Genomic DNA, 20563 nt, shown 5'->3' with positions numbered 1-20563 from the left:
GGAGGGTTTTTATATGAGAGTTACAACATCAAAATCAAAAAATTCGGAATCATTTTATATTACGAAAGGTTACGTCAATAACAAAGGTGTTAGCACTTCTGTTATTATTCGAAAACTCGGAACCTTGAAAGAACTTCTTCCAGAACACGGTCCTACCCGCGATGATGTCATGAAATGGGCCAGAGAGGAAGCCAGACTGGAAACACTCAGATACAAAGAAGAACAGCAGGCCAAGTCGGTTCAGATAACTTTTCACTCTGACCAGAAGCTGGATTATAGTCAGCAGGTCTTTTACCGCGGAGGATATCTTTTTCCACAAGCCTTTTACTATCGTATCCAGCTTGATAAGACTTGCCGAAAGCTCAGAGATAAATATAAATTTAAGTATGATATCAATGCCATCCTTTCCGATCTGATCTATGCCAGGGTTCTGGAACCAGCAAGTAAGCGTTCTTCTTTTAAGATAGCTTCTGAATTCCTGGAAAAACCTTCTTATCAATTACATGATATATACCGGGCTCTTGATGTCCTGGGAAATGAATGCGATTTCATCCAGTCTGAAGTTTATAAAAACAGTCATCTTCTCGGAAAACGAGATGATAAGATACTTTATTATGACTGTACAAACTATTTCTTTGAGATCGAGCAGGAAGATGGGGAGAGAAAATACGGGAAAGGAAAAGAACACCGGCCTAATCCAATCATTCAAATGGGGATGTTTATGGACGGAGCTGGAATTCCTCTTGCTTTTTCCCTTTTTCCCGGAAATGCGAATGAACAAACATCACTAAAACCTCTGGAAGAAAAAGTCCTCCAGGACTTTGGTTGTACAAAATTTATTTACTGCAGTGATGCCGGACTTGGTTCAGAAGCCATTAAAAGAATAAACCATGCAGGCCAGAGAGCTTTTATTGTTACCCAGTCCATCAAAAAGCTGAATAAAGATGACAGGAAATGGGCACTGGACAAAACTGGCTTTAAACGTGTTTCCGATGATTCTCCGGCAGATCTTTCCAGACTTACAGAGGATGATGCCGGCCTGTATTATAAGGATGAACCATATACCCCTCATTCACTGCACCAGCGTCTCATTGTCACTTACTCTCCTAAATATGCAAAATATCAGAAAGCAATACGTGACGCACAGGTAGAGCGTGCCGAAAAAATGCTCCATTCCGGGAAAGTAAAAAAAGAACGCAGAAACCCGAACGATCCCGCACGATTTATAGGTAAGATTGCAGTTACAGAAGAAGGAGAAGCTGCTAAAATCAAGAATTATCTGGATACAGATAAAATAGAAACCGAAGCGCTCTATGATGGAATGTACGCTGTAACTACAGATTTGTTAGATGATGACGTAAAAGATATTTTAAAAGTAAGCGAGGGCCGTTGGGAAATCGAAGAATGTTTCCGCATCATGAAAACAGATTTTGAAGCAAGACCTGTATTTCTTCATGACGATGTGCGTATCAAAGCACATTTCCTGATCTGTTTTCTTGCATTAGTCATATACCGTTACCTTGAAAAAAGTTTGGGAAATGCCTATACCTGTGAAACAATCCTGGACAAACTGAAATCCATGAATTTTGCTGATGTACAGGAACAGGGGTTCATGCCACTTTATACACGGGACAAACTAACCGATGCCTTACACGAAGCATGTGGTTTTGAAACAGACTTTCAATTCATTACAAAAAGCCAAATGAAAACAATCCAGAAAAAAAGTAAAGGGAGAAAATAAAATACCATACTTCAAAACAAGAGCAAAACACCTTGCAACCAGCATAAACACTGGGTTTGCGAGGTGTTTTAGCCTTCTCAACTGTCAAAGATGGGATTTTATATCAACAGCATGAGGAGTACAAGCGGAGAATTTAATGATGAAACTGTAATTGAAAATATTGGGGTGTTGTGCGGAGAAGAACTAAAGGAGCTGCCTTATTGGGAAACGATCAACAATTATCTGAAACGGTTTTCATCGGATGAATTACAGAAAGTTGTATGTCGGCTGGTATACAGGCTGATCCGGAGCAGAGCTTTCGAGGATGCGCGGCTTCGAGGAAAATACTGGCAGATTATTATAGATGGGACACAGTTGTATCGGAGCAGAAAAGATCTGGGAGAACACAGCTTGTTCTGTCGAAAGAAGAAAGGAACTGAGGGAGAATATACGGAGTATTACTATTATGTATTGGAAGCAAAGGTCATTCTTCACGAAAAGATTCAGGTGAGCATTCTGACAGGGTTTATCGAGAATGAAAAGCGGGAAGTGGAGAAGCAGGACTGTGAGCAGGAAGGTGCAAAACGGCTGATGGAGCGTTTGAAACAGGAATTCCCGATGCTGCAGATCTGTATCTGCGGGGACAGCTTGTATGCGAGTGAAGGATTTTTTAAAGAATGCCGCAGGAAGAAATGGAAATATATTTTACGATATAAGGAAGGGAGCATCCCCAGTATTAACCAGGAGTATCAGGTATTAAAAAAGCAGGAAAAGAACCTGCAGGAAAAGCCGGAAGGAGTATATGACTATGTTACAGGGATTGATTACCGAGGAGAAAGCATCAACGTAGTGGAATACGAGACCGTGGAAGAGAAAAAGAAGTTTTTGTTTGTAACGGATCTGAGTATCACGGGGAGAAATGTAAAAGAAACAGCGGAACGAGGAAGATGGAGATGGAAAATAGAAAATGAAGGATTCAACGCACAGAAAAAACAAGGGTATTATCTGGAACACCGGTTCAGCCATGATTACCAGGGGATGAAGAACCATTATTATCTGATACAGATTGGGCACATGATTGCACAAATCATAGAAGCCTGGGAGATGTTGTGGGAAAAAGTAAAGCAGAGCAGGAAGCAAAAGCACCGGCTCCTGCTCAATGCGTGAAAAAACAGACGGATAAAAGAGGATGAATCAGAATTGGAGAAAAAAATACAAGTGAGATTTGTGTACAACTAACGAAAGGAAGTGATGAGGGAAGATAAGGGGAAAAGAAGGGTGCATAAAGGGAAAAAGAGGGGAAGTTTCGGCTTTTTGAGAACGAACAGCCAGATGCAATGAGTAAAAAAGCCAAAAAGACGCTCTTTATATAAACAAAATATATTTTGCTCGTCAAAGCTGATATTGAGAAAAAAGAAAATGACTTTAGCCGCAGAGTATGATAAAATAAAGAAGCATAGTCAATATTAAGTCAGAGGAAGGGGCGATGATAATGACAAAGCTGAGACAGGATGCAATAACACTATTAAATGAAATTCCAGAAGACAAATTAGTATTTATTATACAGATCATGGAAGGAGTAGCCGGGCTGTATGGGCAGGATGATGAGCGGAGAACAAAGGCCTTTCAAACATTAGAGCGGCTAAGAAAAACGGATGTGGTTGATTTAGATTACAAGGAGGAGTTAGCATCTTATCGTGAGGAGAAATATGGGAATGCGGGTGTTGATTGATACAAATGTTGTTTTAGATTATATACTAAACCGCGAGCCATATTCTGAGTCAGCAAGAAAGATTGTGGCAGCCTGTGAAAAGCGGAAGATATCCGGGTGCATTGCGGCACATACAGTTTCTAATATGTTTTTTATCTTACGCAAGGTATATACCATAGCAGAGAGAAAAGAAATACTGTTTGCCGTATGTACATTATTTGATGTAGAGTGCGTGGATACAGGCAAAATTCAAAATGCATTGAAAAATGATGAATTTGATGATTTCGAAGATTGCCTGCAAATGGAGTGTGCAAAAGAATATCATGCAGATTATATTGTAACACGCAATGTTGCAGATTTTTCAGAAAGCGATATTCCATGTGTAGAGCCGGAACAGATGTGTGAAATGTTCCAGGATATTTTAGGTTAAGTGGTTATTGATAGAAGTCTGAGATTCCCCTCTGGAAGCAGATTTGCTGAAAGAGGGGGTTTTTTAACTCAAATTATGTATTTGAAGTTGTTTCACATTATGACAGCAGCAGAAACGGGATTCGATACGCCAGAGATGCCTGAAGCTTTATGAAATCTGCCGGGAGCTAGACCTTCGATGCTGCCGCATGACGTGGGATGTGGGAGAAGATGGATTGTGGAATGGAGCCTATAAAGGGATTGATGATTGGATCTTAAGAGATACTATGGAAAAGAAACGGAAAGCTGCGTGATCACGACAAACGCATGAGTAAACAAATTGTGAACACGCCTCTTTTCTGTTAAAATAAAAGAAAAGGGGAGTGAAGATATGCAGGAATTATTAGAATGGATGGAATATATTGAAGACAGCCGCCAACAAAGCAAAGTCCGGCATACGTTAAAGGATATCCTGGTAATTGTGCTGTTTGCGACTCTTGCAAATGCAGATGACTGGGTAGAAATGGCCCTGTTTGCTGAGGATTATCAGGATTATTTGCGTAAGTACATTGAACTGAAAAATGGTCCGCCATCGCATGATACCCTGCGGCGGGTTATGGGAATGGTGTCACCGGAGATTCTGCAGCAGCTTTATGGGAAATGGCAGGAGCGGTTAAACAGGAACGAAGGGGAACTGCTGAAAAAAATCATATGTATTGATGGTAAAACCATGCGTTCCAATAAGAGGAATGGAGAGAAACCCGGCCATATTGTTTCCGCGTGGAGTAAGGAAGACGGGTACTGCCTTGGGCAGAAGGCTGTCGGGGAAAAGAGCAATGAGATAACAGCCATTCCTGAGTTACTGGAGAAAATACAGGTAAAAGGGCAGATTGTAACCATAGATGCAATGGGGACCCAGACAGCGATAGCAGAAAAGATAAGGAATAAGAGGGCAGATTATGTTCTTTCGTTAAAAGCAAACCAGGGAACATTATATGAGGATGTAAGAGAATATTTTGAAGACCCGGAGTTCCGGAAGGAGATAAAGGAAAGGGGAATTTATAAGAAAACACAGGAAAAAGCACATGGACAGATTGAAACAAGGGAGTATTACCAGACGGAAAAAATAAAATGGCTAAGCCAGAAGAAAGCCTGGAAAGGTCTGAAAAGTATCATAATGGAACGGAAGACATTGGAAAAAGAAGGGAAGCGGCTGATAGAATACCGGTATTTTATCAGCAGTCTGAAGGAAGAAATAGAAACAGTAAGCCGGGCGGTAAGAGGTCATTGGAGTATAGAGAGTATGCACTGGCATTTGGATGTGACATTCCGGGAAGATGCAAACACAACGATTGATAAGATGGCGGCACAGAACCTGAATATTATCAGGAAATGGAGTTTAAGTATACTGAAGACAGCAGAGGTGTCAAGACATAAATTATCCATGAGAAAAAAGAGATATGTAATTGGATTGCGTCCAATCAAGCATTTGGAAGAAGTATTGGAATCTTAAAAAAATAAGAAAAACAGAAATTGGACGATAGGAATCATTCATGCGTTTGTCGTGCTGCGTGATTCTATTGCCTTTACAATATAGATGAATAATGATATAATTATATCAAAAAAAAGATATATGGAGGTGACGAGATGATTATAAAAGCATCTGCAGCTTTAAGAAATGACTATACAGCAATCTCTAACCTTGCCAAAGAAACCAAGGAACCTATTTACATTACCAAGAACGGAGAAGGTGATGTAGTAGTCATGAGTATAGAAGCTTTTGAAAAGCGGGAGCAGATATTGGAACTGCGGGCAAAAGTATTGCAGGCAGAACAGGAACGCATTGCCGGGGAGCCGACGTTAACTGTTTCCGAAGCGAGGGAAAAACTGAGGGAAAGACTAAATGGCATATAGGGTAGAGATTCTTCCGACCGCGTGGGAAGATTTAAAAAGGATTGAGGATTGGTATGCGGTACAGTTTGATGTAGAAACTGCGGTTAAAGTCAGCGATCATATCCTGGATGTTATTGAACGCTTGGAGCAGTTCCTGGATTTTGGATCAATGATACCAGATACGTGGCTGAATGAACAGGGATACCGCATGGTAATTTGTAAAAAACATGTTGCCATTTACAGGAAAATTGATAAAACAGTATATGTATACCATATTGCGGATACTCAGACAGAGTATACAAAACTGTTTTATTAAGAAAACGGAATGAATGAAAGAGATTTATCTGTCACAGGATGGTTGTGGCCGGACAAAAAGGAATCTGCATTGCAGGTTCCTTTTTGTCTGTCCGGGATCAGCCGCAGAAAGCAAGGATGCGGCGTGGTTGGAAAAGACAGTTTTCTATGGAAACCAGAACATATATCAGGTCATGAAGGGGGAAAGATAGTTGGGAAAAGAATCATAGAAAAGGGCGCGTTGCGAGTTCGCTGACTTTTGCTTTGTGCAGCACTGCGCTCATTCTGGCAGGAACTTCTGCAGCAGCCGAAACAGACGGAATACATCAGAAGCAGACACAGGAGAAGAAACAGGGCGAGAAAAACAAAGAGAAGATTATTCTAAAGATAGAAACAGATACCAGACAGATCCCTGCGGCCAGGCAGGGAAGGTCTGGTATCTAAAAAATAAGATTATCGGGAAGTTACGGGTGCTGTGATGGCACCCGTTTTTTTCGCAGACCGGAAAGACAGATGTAATTTTAAAAAGCTTGCCGGGGCTATTAGATGCAGGAGAGATGAACACGGTTCCCGCGGGGACATATGGAACGGAACAAAGACCGCAGAAAAGCGGCGGATTTAAAAGAAGGGAGATTATGATGTTTCAATTAAAAGAAAAGAGCAGGGAAGTAACAAATATGAGTGAAGTAAAAGAACAGCCTTTAAACAGGCTTTGGTATCCGTATATACCGTCTGGAAAGATTACGGTTATCCATGGTGCGCCGGATTCCGGAAAAACCATGTTTGCCTGTCAGCTCATGGCAGCATTTACAAGTCAGAAGAATCTGGAAGGGATGGAGGAACACCCAACGGGAAATGTGCTTTATTTCAGTGCGGATGATGATCTTTCCGACATGGTAGGACCCAGGCTTATAGAATCCGGCGCGGATCTGTCCAGAATATTAGCTGTCAATGACATGCTTCCCTTTACTCTGGCAGATGAAAGTATAGAAAAACTGATTGAAGACTTTAATATTCATGTGATGATTGTTGATCCTATTCAGGAATATCTGGAATATGAGGTTTATGGGGATGAACCGGAGCTGATTTATCCGATCCTGCATAAGCTGGAGGGGATTGCGAAGCATACCGGTTGTGCAATGATATTGATTGCCTATTCAGATGGCTTGGGAAGTGAAAACGGGAATATATGGAAAAATGAGTTTGCAGAAAAAATCAGCAGCGTGCTTTGTCTGGAGAGGGCGGATATGGAGACAAAGGAGAGCTGCCTGATTCACGAAAAATGCCTTCTTGCACCGGAAGGGGAGAAAAAAACGGTTGCTTTATTTCAAAACAATAAAAACTGATTTTTTTAAGATTTTTTAAGATTTGCATATTTTGCTGTTATTGAGTTGGAAGCCTTGTAACCTGCTTTCTGCTCATGCCTGCCGCTGTGAGGTAGTTGTACATTTGCAAAAGGCAAAAACGGACGGTAGCATTCTGGGTTATCGTCCGTTTAGGTGATTTTATTCTATAATTCAGTTTTCAAAAACAATATATATAGTCATTATCTATTTTCTCCATTTTTCCTGAAGTAAAGAAACAATAATCAGAATTATAAAAGCGCCAATATCCATAAGGTTCTTTCTCACATTAGGCCACTTATATATTACCGGATTCAGATTTTGCCAATTTGAGCTGCTGTGCAGGAAAAACACGATTTTCAGCAGATTTTTCTTGAATTTCTGACTTTTCTGCTGGTGAGGAAATGCTATGATAAGAAAAGATCAGAATAGAAAGAAGGCATCAACGATGGAAACGATCAGAGTAAATGCAAAAGAAAATGGAAAGAAGATAAAAAAATACTGGAATACCTGTATCGGAGCAGGAAGAGCCGGTGAGGGATTAAGGGCAGTGTGGCAGAAACAGCTGCAAATGACGGTAAGAGACTGTGGATTTCGATATATCCGTTTTCACGGACTTCTGTGTGATGAGATGGGCGTATATCGAAAAGAAGGGGAAAAGGAATTTTATAATTTCGCCTATATAGATATGCTGTTCGATGCGCTGTTGGGGATGAAGATCCGGCCATTTGTAGAATTCGGATTTATGCCGGAAGCGATGGCAAGCGGAGACGGAACCCAATTCTGGTGGAGAGCGAATGTAACGCCGCCTGTTGATTATGAAGCGTGGGGGAGGCTGCTTGCCGATCTGGTCAGACACTGGATCGAGAGATATGGGCTGGAGGAAGTGGAGCAGTGGTATTTTGAAATCTGGAACGAAGCGGATCTCCATGCTTTCTGGTATGGGACAAAATCCCAGTATTTCCGTCTCTATCAGACTTCGGTAAATGCAATAAAAGGTATCTGCGAAAGACTGCGTGTCGGCGGGCCGGCGACCAGTAATTTTGTGCCGGATTCCAGATTTGACGGAGAAGTGGAAGACGTAAGCGCTCATAAGACGAATCAGGTGGAGAATCTGCAGAGTCTGGAATGGAAAGGCACATGGATTGAGGATTTTCTGCGCTTTTGTGAGACAGAGCATTTGTCGGTTGATTTTGTGTCCACACATCCGTATCCGACAGATTTTGCAGTAGACAACCAAAGAGAAGGAACCGGATTGAAAGGCAGGTCGCGGTATGTGAATGCTCTGCAGGATGACCTGACATGGCTTAGGAACACGTTAGACGCCAGTGTATATAAAGATGCGGAGATCCATCTGACGGAATGGAGTTCCAGTCCGACGTCAAGAGACTGTAGCCATGATTCTCTTGCCGAAGCGGTATACATTATAAAATGCAATCTGGATTCAGAAGGGTTGGCAGATTCCCTCTCCTACTGGGTGTTTACCGATATCTTTGAAGAACAAGGACCAGGCCCGGAACCATTTCACGGAGGATTCGGCCTGCTCAATATGCAAGGGATTAAAAAACCGGCATATCATGCATATCGTTTTCTGAATCAATTGGGAGAAGAAGTGATCTGGAAAACAGAGGGAGCTATAATTACAAAAAATCAACAGGGGAAACTTCGGGCGCTTTTTTATCATTATCCGAAAGAAGTCGCAGAATCTGTTCCAATCTCAGCATATCCCGACAGAAGGACGATTGAAGAATTCCAAAAACAAGGAGAAACGGCAGAGCTCTCTATGTGTATTACCAAGTTAGCAGCGTCATCGTCTTTCAGAATGGAGATTTTGGATCAGGAAAGTGGAAACGTAGTAAAACTATGGGAGTCTTTTGGCTGTCCGTCAAATCTTACACGGGAACAGGAAACGGCGTTGAAAACCTGTGGGGAGAATCTGAAAGAAGAGATGCTGGAAGCGGATGAAACGGGAATCCTGAATCTGGATCTGACACTGAAACCGTGGAGTGTTGTTTTGATTTCAGAGCAGTAGGAAACAGCAGGAGAGGGAAAGTGATGAGAGCAGAAGTATTTGTAAATCCGGACAGGGTGATATCGGAAGTATCTGCCGGTATTTTCGGGAGTTTTATTGAAAATCTTGGCGCATGTATCTATGGCGGGGTTTATGATCCGGGAAGTCCTGCGGCGGATGAGGATGGGTTCCGGATGGACGTGATAGAAACAGCGAAAAAAATGGGAGTGACTTCAGTTCGCTTTCCCGGCGGCTGCTATGCGCCGTATTATCATTTTGAAGACGGAATCGGACCGAAGAAACAACGGCCGAAGACACGATACAGAACGCATTATGATAATCCGGATAATTCGTTTGGAACAGACGAATATATCAAGTGGTGTAGAAAGATAGGTGCCGAACCGTTTATCTGTATCAATATGGGAACCGGAACCCCGGAAGAGGCAAGAAACTGGGTGGAATACTGCAACGGTTCAGTTGGAAGCCGTTATGCGGATCAACGATGGGAAAATGGTCATAAAGAACCTCATGGAGTCAGGCTGTGGGGTATTGGAAATGAAGTTGGCGGAAACTGGGAGCTTGGATATTTCGATCATGCAGGAGATTATGTGAGACGGGCACGTGAATTTGCAATGGCGATGAAAGAGGCGGATCCCTCAATTAAACTGATTGGCTGTGGTGCACATTTTCCGGTACTGGATGGCATTTATGACGCACCAACCGGATATTTCCCTAATCCGTCTGATAATTGGAACCGGGAAGTACTGGATCGTATGTTTGAATATCTGGACTATATTGATCTGCATCACTATATCGGACATGACTACAAAGATGATATTATGCAGACATGGGAAAAGATGGGAACAGAAAAGGTACATTATTATCTGAATGAGCAGATGCAGATTTTAGAGGACGCTTACCGGATTATGCGGGAAGATATCCGTCTGATCAGGCATAAGCATGGGAACATGAAACCCATCGGCATTGCGCTGGACGAGTATAATTCATGGTATCGCGCCGATGAGAACATCTGCTGTAACTATACTGCAGCAGACGGACTTTTGGCGGCGGCCTATTTTAACATCTTTATCCGAAATGCGGATGTCGCGGTGCTGTGCAACATGGCACAGCTTGTGAACGTACTTCCGGCAGTGATCGTAGAACCGGGCGGAGGTAGGTCCTTTCGGACGGCGGTATCTTATGTACAGGAATTATTTCTCCCCAATAAGGGACTGGAGGCGGTGGATATCTGGGTACAGTCGCCGACATGGGAGGGAGCTTATTATAAGGAAGTTCCTTATCTGGATGCTTCCTGCAGTTATGACAGAGAAAAAAAACGATTAGTATTGAATCTGGTAAACAGACATATAAAAGAAGACGTAACGGTAAGTTTCGGAATAAAAGGAAAAACGGTAGGAGCGATTTCTGGGAAATTTTTTGGAAATACAGAACCGGATACAGAAAATGATCTGGAACATCCAAACCGCCTTTCCCTCAAAGAATTCCGGTGTACAGAACCATCTGGAATTGTAATTCCGCCGCTTAGCGCGGCAGTCCTGAATGTAGAACTGATATGAATATTCGGATACCTTTGCCTGTACGGCTTGTTGTGCATTAATACTGGTGAAAAAGATTTCGAGGAAAGGGAAGAATGATGAAGATCGCATTGCTGCAGACAAAGCAAAACAAGTTGTATGATTTTGAACACAGAGAAAATATATGGACGGAAGCAGAAATTCTGGACTGCCAAAAAGAGATGACAGAGAAGAATCTGTTGCTGGCGAAACGGGCCGCGAGTCTGGGAGCAGATGTAATCGTGACTGCGGAAGCAATCAATTTTGCCGGACAGCCAAAACAATATCAGGGTGACTACAAAAAGCTGATAAAAAAAACGCAGGACAATATTTTGGAGAAGTTTTTACAGACGGCAAAAGATTCGAAGGCATATCTTATTGCGGGAATGTTTTATGCAGATGGAGAGAACGAACTCTCTAATTGTGCTTTTCTGCTTGATCCTGATGGTGAGGTGAAAGCGTGTTACAAGAAAATTCATCTGGCGGGGGACGAGAAGACATATCTGAAGGCAGGAGAAGATTTCACTGTGACAGATACCGAATATGGAAAGTTTGGTTTTGCAATTTGCTGGGATATGCAGTTTCCGGAGACAGCAAGGATACTGGCGCACAAAGGTGCGGATATTATTTTTTGTCCAACGTGGGGATGGGAATGGATCTATGGGCCTGCACGGGCTTATGAGAATGGAATCTATACTGCCGCCGCGATGGGGGTGCCATATTGGATGGATATTCAAGATCTCCGCAGTCCGAGCCAGATCATCTCGCCGGACGGACGGATACTGTCGTCCGGCAATTGTACAGGAGATGACGTGGTTATCGGAGAGGTGGATCTGAAAGCTGCAAAGCGTTGCCGGGAATCGCGGCTTTTGGAACGGAAGCCGGAATTGTATCAAGAATTATTGCAAGTATAGTACAATCAGAAATAGATTAGCCATAACAGCTTGGATTGGCTGTTATGGCTGAATTGCGTTACGAATAATTCTACGGAATAATGAGAAAATATTGCAAAATCCGCAGAATGGAATTATCATGAAATACAAGAGGCGATGCATCAGGAGACGATGCCTTACGACCGCAAAAAGAAGATTAGGATGTAAAAGAAGAGTAAATGAAACATTCGGAGTGGGACAATGGGAAAAGAGAAATTACGGAGGATCATCAAAAAGAACCGTGGTATCAGGAGAATTGCAGTGGGATGCCTGACAGCCGCCGCTTTGTTCGCATTAATTTTTGCTTTTTATAATAGGCATGCCGAAGTGGAAAACACGCAGACGGAGGAGAAAACCGTACTGATCGTGACCTTCGCGTCGGGGGACGACGGATGGAACAGATCAGTGAGTCTGGTGTGCGCCGCATTTATGGAAAAGTACCCGGAGATTGAGGTGAGACTGCAGCCTTCCACAAGGACGCAGAGCGGATTTTACGACGACTATTTAAAGCGGCAGACTGCCGTTGGCGAACTTGGGGATGTGGTGGAGGTAAAGGATATCAGGATGGCATATGAGGAAGGTATGTTCTGCCCGCTTCCGGATGAGCTGACAGACCTTCTGCAAGATACGTGGATGGCTCCTGACGGCTGTGTGTATACGCTGCCCGGCGTCAGGCTGGAGCAGGGGATGATTTATAACAAAGATGTGTTTGACGCGCTGGGGCTGACGCCGCCTTCCACCTGGGAGGAATTTGAAGTCCTGTGCGAGACGCTGAAGGAACGGCAGTATACACCCCTGGTGGTAGGGGGAGGCGATAGCTGGCATCTGATGTTCTGGTGCAGGTATTTTTTTAATTCCTGTGTAACGTCATCGAACCCATCGTGGCAGAAGGATTGCACACTGGGGAAGGTGTCGTGGACGGAAGAGGAACCGGCGGAAATGCTGGATCGGTTCGCTGGACTGTTTGAAAAAGGATACGTCAGCCGCGGCTATGCCATGACTGGCGATGCTGAGACCTGCGAGTACATCGCTAACGGCAATGCCGTTATGCTGTATTCTCTGTGCAACCAGATCCCGAAGATACAGAGCCTGAATCCGGAGATACGGCTTGGCTGGTTCTTTATGCCGGATGATGAAGGCCGGAAATATTCCTTTACCGACAATCAGTCCGGGTGGGGTATTTCAGCGGAGTGCGGAAACGATGAGAAAAAATATGACGCTGCAGTGAATTTTCTGAAGTTTTTTTATTCCGAAGAAATTTACGGAGAAATCTGCAGCCTGATGAATGCGCTTCCGGTGACAAAACAGGAAATTCCGGTAGAAAATGAGCAGCTAAAAGCAATCAGCGAAGAGGTCGGCAGTGGAGTACTGAAGCCTGAGATGCAAATCGGGGATGAAGATACGCCGGAAGGTTTCCGGAATTTTTTGTGCGCAGGTTTGAAGAAAGTGCTTGACGGGGAAAAAACAAAAGAAGAGATGTTAAAAGAATACCAGCAGGAATGGGAAAGGGCGGTTGCGGATGCAGGATAAGAAACCGGAAGAGAAGAAGCGCATTTATAGCAGCATGTTTGTAAAAATGTTTATTGCTTTTATTCTGATTGGCCTGATTCCGCTTTTGCTGACCGGACAGATCCTTTATATGCGGCTTTCATCCAGTGTGGAGGAGGTTATGATAAGCAACGCGTCACAGATGGCGGTGAACATGGGAAAAAACGTATCCGACCTGATTGGAAAATATGATGATATTACGCAGTCTTTGTACGATTATACTTCCGATGATTATCTGTACTTTTATGAGCTGTTGGATGATACAGAGCTGGAGGAAGAAGAACGGGAACGCCAGATTACCAATATTCTTTACAACATAATGAATATGGATCGGTCCATTCAAAATGTCCGGTTTATCTATGATAAGATTTATAATGTGAGCCGGGATTCCACAAAGAATATGGATATCCGCAAAGTGCTGGACGCGCAGTGGAAACCGCGGGAGGAAGATTTAAACAGCCTTTATATCATGCCGACTCATTCGGAAAGCAACTATTATTATAATTCCGAAGAAAAGGTGTTTACTATGGCGCGGAATTATATGGATGTGTCAACGATGCGCACGGCAGGGAGCAGGCGCATGGGAACTTTGTATGTTGATTTCGATCCATCGGAGCTGGAGATTCTGGAAGAGGGAATGGATATGGGGGAGGACAGCGAGGTCGTTGTGGCAGACGCAAAAGACGGTACGGTCATATACAGCAGGGATTCGGAGAAGGTGACACAGAAAAACCAGAGCATCAGCGGCATTCTGGAAGCCTTGGAAGGCGAGAGCGGGGTATATCGGACAGAAGACAGCATTTATGCATATTGCAGTGTAGAAAATACCGATTGGAAAGTACTGGCAAGTATCAGCAGGCAAAATATCGAAGGAATGTATATGGACAGCGGCAGGTTTGTTCTCGGGATGCTGGGAGCCGCTGTGCTGATTCTTGTGGCGTTTTACGGATTTTCCCGTTATACCAGCCGTCCGGTCAGGACGTTGAAAGACGCGATGGAAAAGATGCAAAAAGGCGAACTGGATACCCGGGTAGACATCCGCAGCCATGATGAAATACAGGTTCTGGGGGAGGGATTTAACGAGATGGCGGATCATCTGCAGCAGTACATTGATCAGGTGTATGTGGCTGAACTGCGGCAGAAGGACGCGGAGCTTGCCGCGTTGAAATCCACGATCAAGCCTCATTATCTGTACAATACACTGGAGGTAATCCGCATGACGGCAATTTCAGAAAACGCGGAAAAAGCCTCCAGATTGATTGACAGTCTTTCCAAACAGCTCAGGTATCTGATTGGAAATGAATCGGATCAGGTAACGCTGAAAGAGGAACTGGAAAACATTCGGGAGTATTTTTATATTGTAAAAGTGAGGTATGAAAATCTTTATGATCTTGAGATGGATGTTCCGGCGGATTGCCTGCACCTGAAAGTGTTGAAGCTGATTCTGCAGCCTGCAATTGAAAATGCGGTAAAACATGGGCTGCGTCCGAAAAAAGGAGCCGGAAAGGTTCGGATCAGTGTGCTGAGAAGATCCGGATGCCTGTGCATCACTGTTATGGATGATGGTGTGGGGATGCCGGAGGAGAAGGTGCAGGAAATCACAGATCTGCTGGGGAAGGACACTATCGGGAGCAGGAAAGGGGAAACAATCTCAATCGGCATTAAAAATACGTATGACCGGATTGTAAAGAATTACGGAAATAGCTACGGATTTCAGATTACAAGCTGCGAGAACCTGGGAACAATTGTGGAATATACACTGCCGGTGCTGGAGGAATGAGAAATGTTAAAAGTAATCATAGCCGATGATGAGCCTGTCATCGTAAAAGGATTGAAAAAGCTGATCCCGTGGGAAGAATACGGTCTGTCCATCATAGATGAAGCGATGGACGGAAAGGAACTGTGGAAGAAAGTGACAGAGAAAAAGCCGGACATTGTCGTTTCAGATATCTGTATGCCAGAAATGACTGGCCTGGAATTCATGGCACGCTTAAAGCAGGAGCAGATAGAGCCTCAGGTGATTTTTATCAGTGGATATCAGAAATTTGAATATGTGCAGGAAGCGATCCAATTGGGCGCAGTGGATTATATTCTGAAGCCGGTGTTAAGGGAAGCGATGGAGGGAGCCGTGAAAAAAGCGCTGCTGCGTCTCCGCAATCAGGAAAGGCTGGAAATATTCCGGGAAGAAAAGAATGAACTTCAGGAACTGCTTGCAAGACTGAACAGTGATAATGGATATGCGCCGGAGGAACTGTATGAAAGCTTCTGTAATATGGGGATCGATTACAAAGGGAAAACCTTTGTTGGCATCTGCTTCTATCTTGATGACAAGCGGAAAAAGCGGCTAGAAGTGGAGAATTATAAAAAAGCAGAATTGATTAAATTCTCTGTGTTTAACCGTATCCAGAACTTTTTCCGGGATAATAAGAAGGGAGTTCCGATGAAAAGGGAAGAGGACTGCCTTTATATTCTTTGCATGATTGAGCCAAAAGAGAAGGGAACATTGCTCTCAGACTACGTGCTGCCGGTGTTGGATTTGGTGGAGCAGGAGATGAAAACAGAACTTCGATCCGGCGTGGGATCGTTTTCGGAAAAAGCGTCCGATTTGGGTTATATGTATAAATCGGCAAAATTTGCATATGAGATGCGGTATTTTTTAGACAGGAAAGTGATCTGCGCAGACGATATCCATAAGAAATTCACAGATTCCTTTGAAGATTACGAACGGTTGAAAAAAGAGATCCGGGAAATGCTTGTAACCCGGAGGCCGGAAGTAACGGAGAAGTTTGAAGAATGTATTGAATTAATCAAAAATCTTCATTACGGAAACCGCTATGCTGTGATTAACCGTTGTATTCTTTTTTCTGGAACACTCAATGACGACCTAAAGGCATATGGCGCCGCTTTTGGAGAAGATGAAAAAAGGCAGATTGAATTTATGGAAAAAATGCGTGCTTCCATTACTTATGATGAACTGAAGCAGGAGTTTCTGGACTATTACGGTTTGCTTACCAATCAGATTGCCAGCCGTGCGGTTCTTTGGGAGAATCCGGCCATTGCACAGGTAGTCAATTATATGAAGGCACATTTTGAGGAAGATATCAATATGCGGAAAATGGCGGAAATGGCCTGTGTAAATTCGGTATATTTCGGGGCATTGTTTAAGAAAACAACGGGCCGGAATTTCAAAAGCTTTTTGACAGGTCTCCGTATGGATGAGGCAAAACGGCTTGTGATTACGACAGATCTCAGAACCTATGAAATTGCGGAAAAGGTCGGCTATCAGAATACAAGGCAGTTTACGGAGAAATTCAGAGAATATTACGGCTGCAGCCCGGCAGAGTATAAAAGAAAACTGACAGAAAAGTAACAGGAAATACAAAATAATACAGGACATTTATGGGAGTCGGATATCCGGCTCCTTTTATGTACGGGCAAAAAACGTCTTGAAAACCTGCACTTTTTTCTTGAAAAGCAGCATTTGAAAAAAATCTGAAACTGCTATGATAAGTATAAAGAAAGAGGAAGAGAGGTAATAAAATGCAACGGGTAAAGAAAAAGAACGGTTTCTTTCAGGAAATTAAAAAGCATGGCTTCCTATATGGAATGACGGTTCCGGGAATCCTTCAGATTTTTATTTTTTCCTACATACCGATGCTGGGGCTGGTTATCGCATTTCAGAATTTTAATGTAAAAGACGGAATATTCGGGAGCAGCTTCTGCGGATTGAATAATTTCAGGTTTTTCTTTAATGGCAGTATCTGGCCTGGATTAAGCAAGGCGGCAGTCAATACGCTGTGGCTGAATGTAATCTTTATTATAGCATCGACATTTGTATCCGTAGTCCTTGCAGTGGTGTTCAGTGAGATTACAGCCAAAAAGTATAAGAAGATCACACAGACGCTGTCACTGCTTCCTTACTTCATATCATGGACGATTGTGTCTTTGTTTTTGAACAATGCAGTAATCAGTACGGATAACGGCATCCTGACGAATTTGCTGGAAGGCATGGGGATTCAGATCAATTTTTATCAGGAGGCATGGGTATGGCCGATCATTATGGTAGTTTTAAAGGTATGGCAGGCGTCGGGGTACGGCGCAATAGTCTATCTGGCTACAATTACAGGGATTGATCCTGGAATCATGGAGGCGGCTGAGATTGACGGAGCTACAAAGTGGCAGAAGATCAGATATATGACGCTGCCGATCCTGCGTCCGACGGTTATCTTGATGACATTATTTAACATAGGAAGAATTTTCTACGGAGATTTTGGAATGTTCTATGCGTTGATCGGGGACAACTCCATGCTTTATTCTACGGTGGACGTCATTGATACGTATACATACAGGGCGATGCGGACGCTGAATGAATATGGATTGAGCACGGCGATCGGTATGGTACAATCAGTTCTTGGATTCATCATGGTGGTAACGGCAAATAAGCTGGCAAGAAAATACGAACCGGATTCAGCTATTTTTTAGGAGGGCATTATGAAAGAAAGGGCAGTTAAGAATCACAGAAAGTTAAGTAAAAGCGAGCAGGCGCTCAAGATCGCGTGTTATCTGATTGCAGGAGTCTTTGCATTCTTTTGTATTGTGCCATTCGTTTACATCATAGCCTGCTCATTTTCGGAAGAAGCTTTGATACTAAAGAATGGATTTAAACTGATTCCGCAGGGGTTTACCACGGCGGCGTATGAGGTGGTATTTGGAGGAAAACAAATCTGGATCTCTTACGGAGTATCTATCTTTGTCACGGTAGCTGGTACGCTTTTGAGTATGCTTGTAAGTTCTATGTTGGCATATCCGTTGGCGGCAGGAATCAAATACGGTTCCAGAATCAACCTGTATATTTACTTTACCATGATATTCAACGGAGGTCTTGTCCCCACGTATATGTTGATATCCAGATATCTGCATCTTACCAATACGGTTTGGGCGCTGATCCTGCCGAGCATGGTTATTCCATGGAATGTATTCCTACTGCGGAACTTTTTTACGGCGATACCGAGCTCGTTAGCAGAATCGGCAAAGCTGGACGGTGCCAATGATATGACGATTTTGTTCCGTATTATCCTCCCATGCTCAAAACCAGCGCTTGCTACCGTTAGCCTGTTTTATGCGCTGGGGTACTGGAACGAATGGTTCAAGGCAATGCTCTATAATGCGGGAGACAAAAATACATGGCCGCTACAGTATCTGATCATGCAGTTGATCAGAAAAACTGAAACATTGGCAAACATGGCGTCACAGGGAGCTGCGGTTAATACGGCGACCTTGCCAAGCACGACCATGAAAATGGCGACAGCGCTCTGTACGATCGGGCCGATTATACTGGTATATCCCATCGCGCAGAAATATTTCACAGGCGGAATTATGGTAGGTTCCGTCAAAGGATAAGGCAGTAATGCAACAAAAAATATATATCATCTGTAAAAGCAGAGAAGGAGGAATTATGACAACAAAAATCTGGAAGAGAACAGCGGTGTCCGCACTTGCGGCTGTGATGGCGGTATCCATGGCGCCATGCAGATCAGAGGCAAAAGAGACGTCTGGAGAAAAGACAGAGCTTACATTCTGGCTCACAAATGAAGGGGAAAACTATGAAAAGGTATTCGATGAATTTGAAAAGCGTGCAGGCGAGGACATGGGAATTGACATCAAGGTAAACTGGACAACAAAGCATGTGGAAGAGATGCCATTGAAGCTGATGAATCAGGAAGCATGCGACCTGACCTTTGACGCCTACTGGGTAAATCTGGCATCCAATATCAGCAATGGTCTGTATGCAGATCTTTCGGAATATTTTGATAATGACGAGTATCCGGGGCTGAAGAAGGCATTTACACCGGAGATTCTGGAAACGATGGTGAGCGATGACGGCGCGATCTATGCGATCCCGTTTTTTGAACAGTATGCGGACATGCGGTGCATCTTCTATCGTGAAGACTGGAGAGAGCAGCTTGGCTGTGAGCCAGTCACCAGCGAAGAAACATTCCATGCGTATCTGCAGGCGGTAAATGAGAATAAGGATTCCCTTGGTATTGAGTCTGCAATGGGATTGAAAGACCGCGGATACTTCTACTATCTTTCTGACTGGTATACGGCGGTGGAAAATAATATTGTAGAAGTGGATAACACCGGAGTTACTGCGAACTTGAATTTCCGGGCGCTTCTGTCAGATGACGGGAAGACGGTAGAGGACGTAAGCATCTTTGGCGATCCGGACGAACGGTTTGCAGACTATCCCGAAGGGTATCAGGAAAACTTTATGACAAAGCGCTTTCTGAAAATCGCAGATGAATACGGTGATTTCGGAAACGCAGATTCAGCGACAGTGACGAACTCGGAAGAAAAGTTCTATGTAGGAAAATATGGTGCCATTGAAGGAAATCTGGACGGATATAATAACATTGCCACCAACCTGAAACAAAACGCACCGGACAGCGAACTTGGCGTATGGTTCTATGAGGATCAGATCAACAACAAAGAGGCAACCTTTACCAATCAGGCATTGTCGGCAAACTATGTGGCAGTACCGTATTATTCTGAAAATATTGACGCAACGATGGAATTCCTTGACTGGATTTTCCAGAGCCAGGAAAACCACGACCTTTTCTGCTACGGAATCGAGGGTGAGGACTGGGAAGACGCAGGCGACAAGACAATGGAAGATCTGACACCGAATAACAAATATGTATTTCCGGGATATGAGCTGTGCTGGAATCCGGAATACACAAGAGTCAACGTAACATGGCCGGAGGAGATGCGGGAATATAAAGCTTACGCAACTGATAAGGAAAATTTTGAACTGAATCCGATCAGCGGCTTTGTATTCGATCCGAACGTATCGACAGAAGTAAAAATAGCATATGCAGCCCTGAAACAGACAGGCGGAGATTATAGGGCACAGCTTCAGAGCGGCCTGTTCGGAGCGGATACACAGGCAAAAATCGACGAGTTTTACGAAAAAGCAAAGAATGATATTGAGATCGTCAGAGCGGAAGTAGAAAAACAGCTTCAGGAATTTCTGGACGGAAAATAAGAAGCGGGATGTAATGAACCGCATGTGATTGGATGGCAGGCTGCCATGCGGGAGGTTTCGGCATGGCAGCCTTTTGGCTGATGG

General features: G+C 43.6%; 18 protein-coding genes. All 18 read left to right on the top strand.

Annotated elements, in window-relative coordinates:
* Nucleotides 1-13: 13 nt before the first annotated feature.
* Complete coding sequence (locus tag NQ534_RS02915) at nt 14-1741, top strand: IS1634 family transposase (RefSeq protein WP_040785292.1); 1728 nt, start codon at nt 14-16, stop codon at nt 1739-1741.
* 111 nt (nt 1742-1852) lie between these two features.
* Nucleotides 1853-2887, top strand: a complete 1035-nt coding sequence (locus NQ534_RS02910) for a transposase (RefSeq protein WP_157200773.1) — start codon at nt 1853-1855, stop codon at nt 2885-2887.
* 319 nt (nt 2888-3206) lie between these two features.
* Nucleotides 3207-3452 (top strand): hypothetical protein, encoded by a 246-nt coding sequence (locus NQ534_RS02905; protein ID WP_006864693.1) that lies wholly within the window; start codon nt 3207-3209, stop codon nt 3450-3452.
* Nucleotides 3436-3861, top strand: a complete 426-nt coding sequence (locus NQ534_RS02900; RefSeq protein ID WP_006864694.1) for a PIN domain-containing protein — start codon at nt 3436-3438, stop codon at nt 3859-3861. Before NQ534_RS02905 ends, NQ534_RS02900 begins: the two co-directional genes overlap by 17 nt.
* 369 nt (nt 3862-4230) lie before the next feature.
* Entirely contained in the window at nt 4231-5352 is a 1122-nt protein-coding gene (locus tag NQ534_RS02895) for an ISAs1 family transposase (RefSeq protein WP_006860388.1), read from the top strand.
* Nucleotides 5353-5486: 134 nt separating this feature from the next.
* On the top strand, nt 5487-5753 hold the full coding sequence (locus NQ534_RS02890) for a type II toxin-antitoxin system Phd/YefM family antitoxin (RefSeq protein WP_006863491.1): 267 nt from the start codon (nt 5487-5489) through the stop codon (nt 5751-5753).
* The gene (locus NQ534_RS02885) at nt 5743-6048 is read left to right on the top strand and encodes a type II toxin-antitoxin system RelE/ParE family toxin (protein WP_006863492.1); all 306 of its coding nucleotides are present in this window, start codon (nt 5743-5745) and stop codon (nt 6046-6048) included. Before NQ534_RS02890 ends, NQ534_RS02885 begins: the two co-directional genes overlap by 11 nt.
* Nucleotides 6049-6057: 9 nt before the next feature.
* The gene (locus NQ534_RS02880) at nt 6058-6282 is read left to right on the top strand and encodes a hypothetical protein (protein ID WP_143115841.1); all 225 of its coding nucleotides are present in this window, start codon (nt 6058-6060) and stop codon (nt 6280-6282) included.
* Between the two features lie 379 nt (nt 6283-6661).
* Entirely contained in the window at nt 6662-7372 is a 711-nt protein-coding gene (locus NQ534_RS02875; RefSeq protein WP_157200753.1) for an AAA family ATPase, read from the top strand.
* A gap of 406 nt (nt 7373-7778) precedes the next feature.
* Nucleotides 7779-9401 (top strand): GH39 family glycosyl hydrolase, encoded by a 1623-nt coding sequence (locus NQ534_RS02870; RefSeq protein ID WP_006863497.1) that lies wholly within the window; start codon nt 7779-7781, stop codon nt 9399-9401.
* A 23-nt stretch (nt 9402-9424) separates the two neighbouring features.
* Entirely contained in the window at nt 9425-10957 is a 1533-nt protein-coding gene (locus tag NQ534_RS02865) for an alpha-L-arabinofuranosidase family protein (RefSeq protein WP_006863498.1), read from the top strand.
* A gap of 179 nt (nt 10958-11136) precedes the next feature.
* Nucleotides 11137-11868, top strand: coding sequence for a carbon-nitrogen hydrolase family protein (locus tag NQ534_RS02860; RefSeq protein WP_157200754.1), 732 nt, complete (start codon nt 11137-11139; stop codon nt 11866-11868).
* A 219-nt stretch (nt 11869-12087) separates the two neighbouring features.
* Nucleotides 12088-13416 carry an ABC transporter substrate-binding protein gene (locus tag NQ534_RS02855; protein ID WP_006863501.1) on the top strand — a complete coding sequence of 443 codons (1329 nt, stop codon included), beginning with the start codon at nt 12088-12090 and terminating at the stop codon, nt 13414-13416.
* A complete protein-coding gene (locus NQ534_RS02850; protein ID WP_006863502.1) occupies nt 13406-15214 on the top strand; it encodes a cache domain-containing sensor histidine kinase in 1809 nt (602 codons plus the stop codon). The genes NQ534_RS02855 and NQ534_RS02850 overlap by 11 nt, the downstream gene beginning before the upstream one ends.
* A gap of 3 nt (nt 15215-15217) precedes the next feature.
* Nucleotides 15218-16804, top strand: coding sequence for a response regulator transcription factor (locus NQ534_RS02845; RefSeq protein WP_006863503.1), 1587 nt, complete (start codon nt 15218-15220; stop codon nt 16802-16804).
* Between the two features lie 170 nt (nt 16805-16974).
* The gene (locus NQ534_RS02840) at nt 16975-17916 is read left to right on the top strand and encodes an ABC transporter permease (protein ID WP_006863504.1); all 942 of its coding nucleotides are present in this window, start codon (nt 16975-16977) and stop codon (nt 17914-17916) included.
* 9 nt (nt 17917-17925) lie between these two features.
* Nucleotides 17926-18834: a carbohydrate ABC transporter permease gene (locus NQ534_RS02835; RefSeq protein ID WP_006863505.1), complete on the top strand. Its 909-nt coding sequence runs from the start codon at nt 17926-17928 to the stop codon at nt 18832-18834.
* A 55-nt stretch (nt 18835-18889) separates the two neighbouring features.
* The gene (locus NQ534_RS02830) at nt 18890-20479 is read left to right on the top strand and encodes an extracellular solute-binding protein (protein ID WP_143115840.1); all 1590 of its coding nucleotides are present in this window, start codon (nt 18890-18892) and stop codon (nt 20477-20479) included.
* Nucleotides 20480-20563: the final 84 nt, after the last annotated feature.

The organism is Marvinbryantia formatexigens DSM 14469 (assembly GCF_025148285.1).
GTDB classification, from domain to species: Bacteria; Bacillota; Clostridia; order Lachnospirales; family Lachnospiraceae; genus Marvinbryantia; species Marvinbryantia formatexigens.
This window is presented reverse-complemented; position numbering and strand designations above follow the sequence as displayed.

Excerpts from the sequence above, each read along its gene's own strand:
- NQ534_RS02845 (WP_006863503.1), top strand. The coding sequence starts at position 15,218 with ATGTTAAAAGTAATCATAGCCGATGATGAGCCTGTCATCGTAAAAGGA.
- NQ534_RS02915 (WP_040785292.1), top strand. The coding sequence starts at position 14 with ATGAGAGTTACAACATCAAAATCAAAAAATTCGGAATCATTTTATATT.
- NQ534_RS02840 (WP_006863504.1), top strand. The coding sequence starts at position 16,975 with ATGCAACGGGTAAAGAAAAAGAACGGTTTCTTTCAGGAAATTAAAAAG.
- NQ534_RS02830 (WP_143115840.1), top strand. The coding sequence starts at position 18,890 with ATGACAACAAAAATCTGGAAGAGAACAGCGGTGTCCGCACTTGCGGCT.
- NQ534_RS02900 (WP_006864694.1), top strand. The coding sequence starts at position 3,436 with ATGCGGGTGTTGATTGATACAAATGTTGTTTTAGATTATATACTAAAC.
- NQ534_RS02850 (WP_006863502.1), top strand. The coding sequence starts at position 13,406 with ATGCAGGATAAGAAACCGGAAGAGAAGAAGCGCATTTATAGCAGCATG.
- NQ534_RS02865 (WP_006863498.1), top strand. The coding sequence starts at position 9,425 with ATGAGAGCAGAAGTATTTGTAAATCCGGACAGGGTGATATCGGAAGTA.
- NQ534_RS02880 (WP_143115841.1), top strand. The coding sequence starts at position 6,058 with ATGAATGAAAGAGATTTATCTGTCACAGGATGGTTGTGGCCGGACAAA.
- NQ534_RS02860 (WP_157200754.1), top strand. The coding sequence starts at position 11,137 with ATGACAGAGAAGAATCTGTTGCTGGCGAAACGGGCCGCGAGTCTGGGA.
- NQ534_RS02895 (WP_006860388.1), top strand. The coding sequence starts at position 4,231 with ATGCAGGAATTATTAGAATGGATGGAATATATTGAAGACAGCCGCCAA.
- NQ534_RS02875 (WP_157200753.1), top strand. The coding sequence starts at position 6,662 with ATGATGTTTCAATTAAAAGAAAAGAGCAGGGAAGTAACAAATATGAGT.
- NQ534_RS02835 (WP_006863505.1), top strand. The coding sequence starts at position 17,926 with ATGAAAGAAAGGGCAGTTAAGAATCACAGAAAGTTAAGTAAAAGCGAG.
- NQ534_RS02910 (WP_157200773.1), top strand. The coding sequence starts at position 1,853 with ATGAGGAGTACAAGCGGAGAATTTAATGATGAAACTGTAATTGAAAAT.
- NQ534_RS02890 (WP_006863491.1), top strand. The coding sequence starts at position 5,487 with ATGATTATAAAAGCATCTGCAGCTTTAAGAAATGACTATACAGCAATC.
- NQ534_RS02855 (WP_006863501.1), top strand. The coding sequence starts at position 12,088 with ATGGGAAAAGAGAAATTACGGAGGATCATCAAAAAGAACCGTGGTATC.
- NQ534_RS02870 (WP_006863497.1), top strand. The coding sequence starts at position 7,779 with ATGATAAGAAAAGATCAGAATAGAAAGAAGGCATCAACGATGGAAACG.
- NQ534_RS02885 (WP_006863492.1), top strand. The coding sequence starts at position 5,743 with ATGGCATATAGGGTAGAGATTCTTCCGACCGCGTGGGAAGATTTAAAA.
- NQ534_RS02905 (WP_006864693.1), top strand. The coding sequence starts at position 3,207 with ATGATAATGACAAAGCTGAGACAGGATGCAATAACACTATTAAATGAA.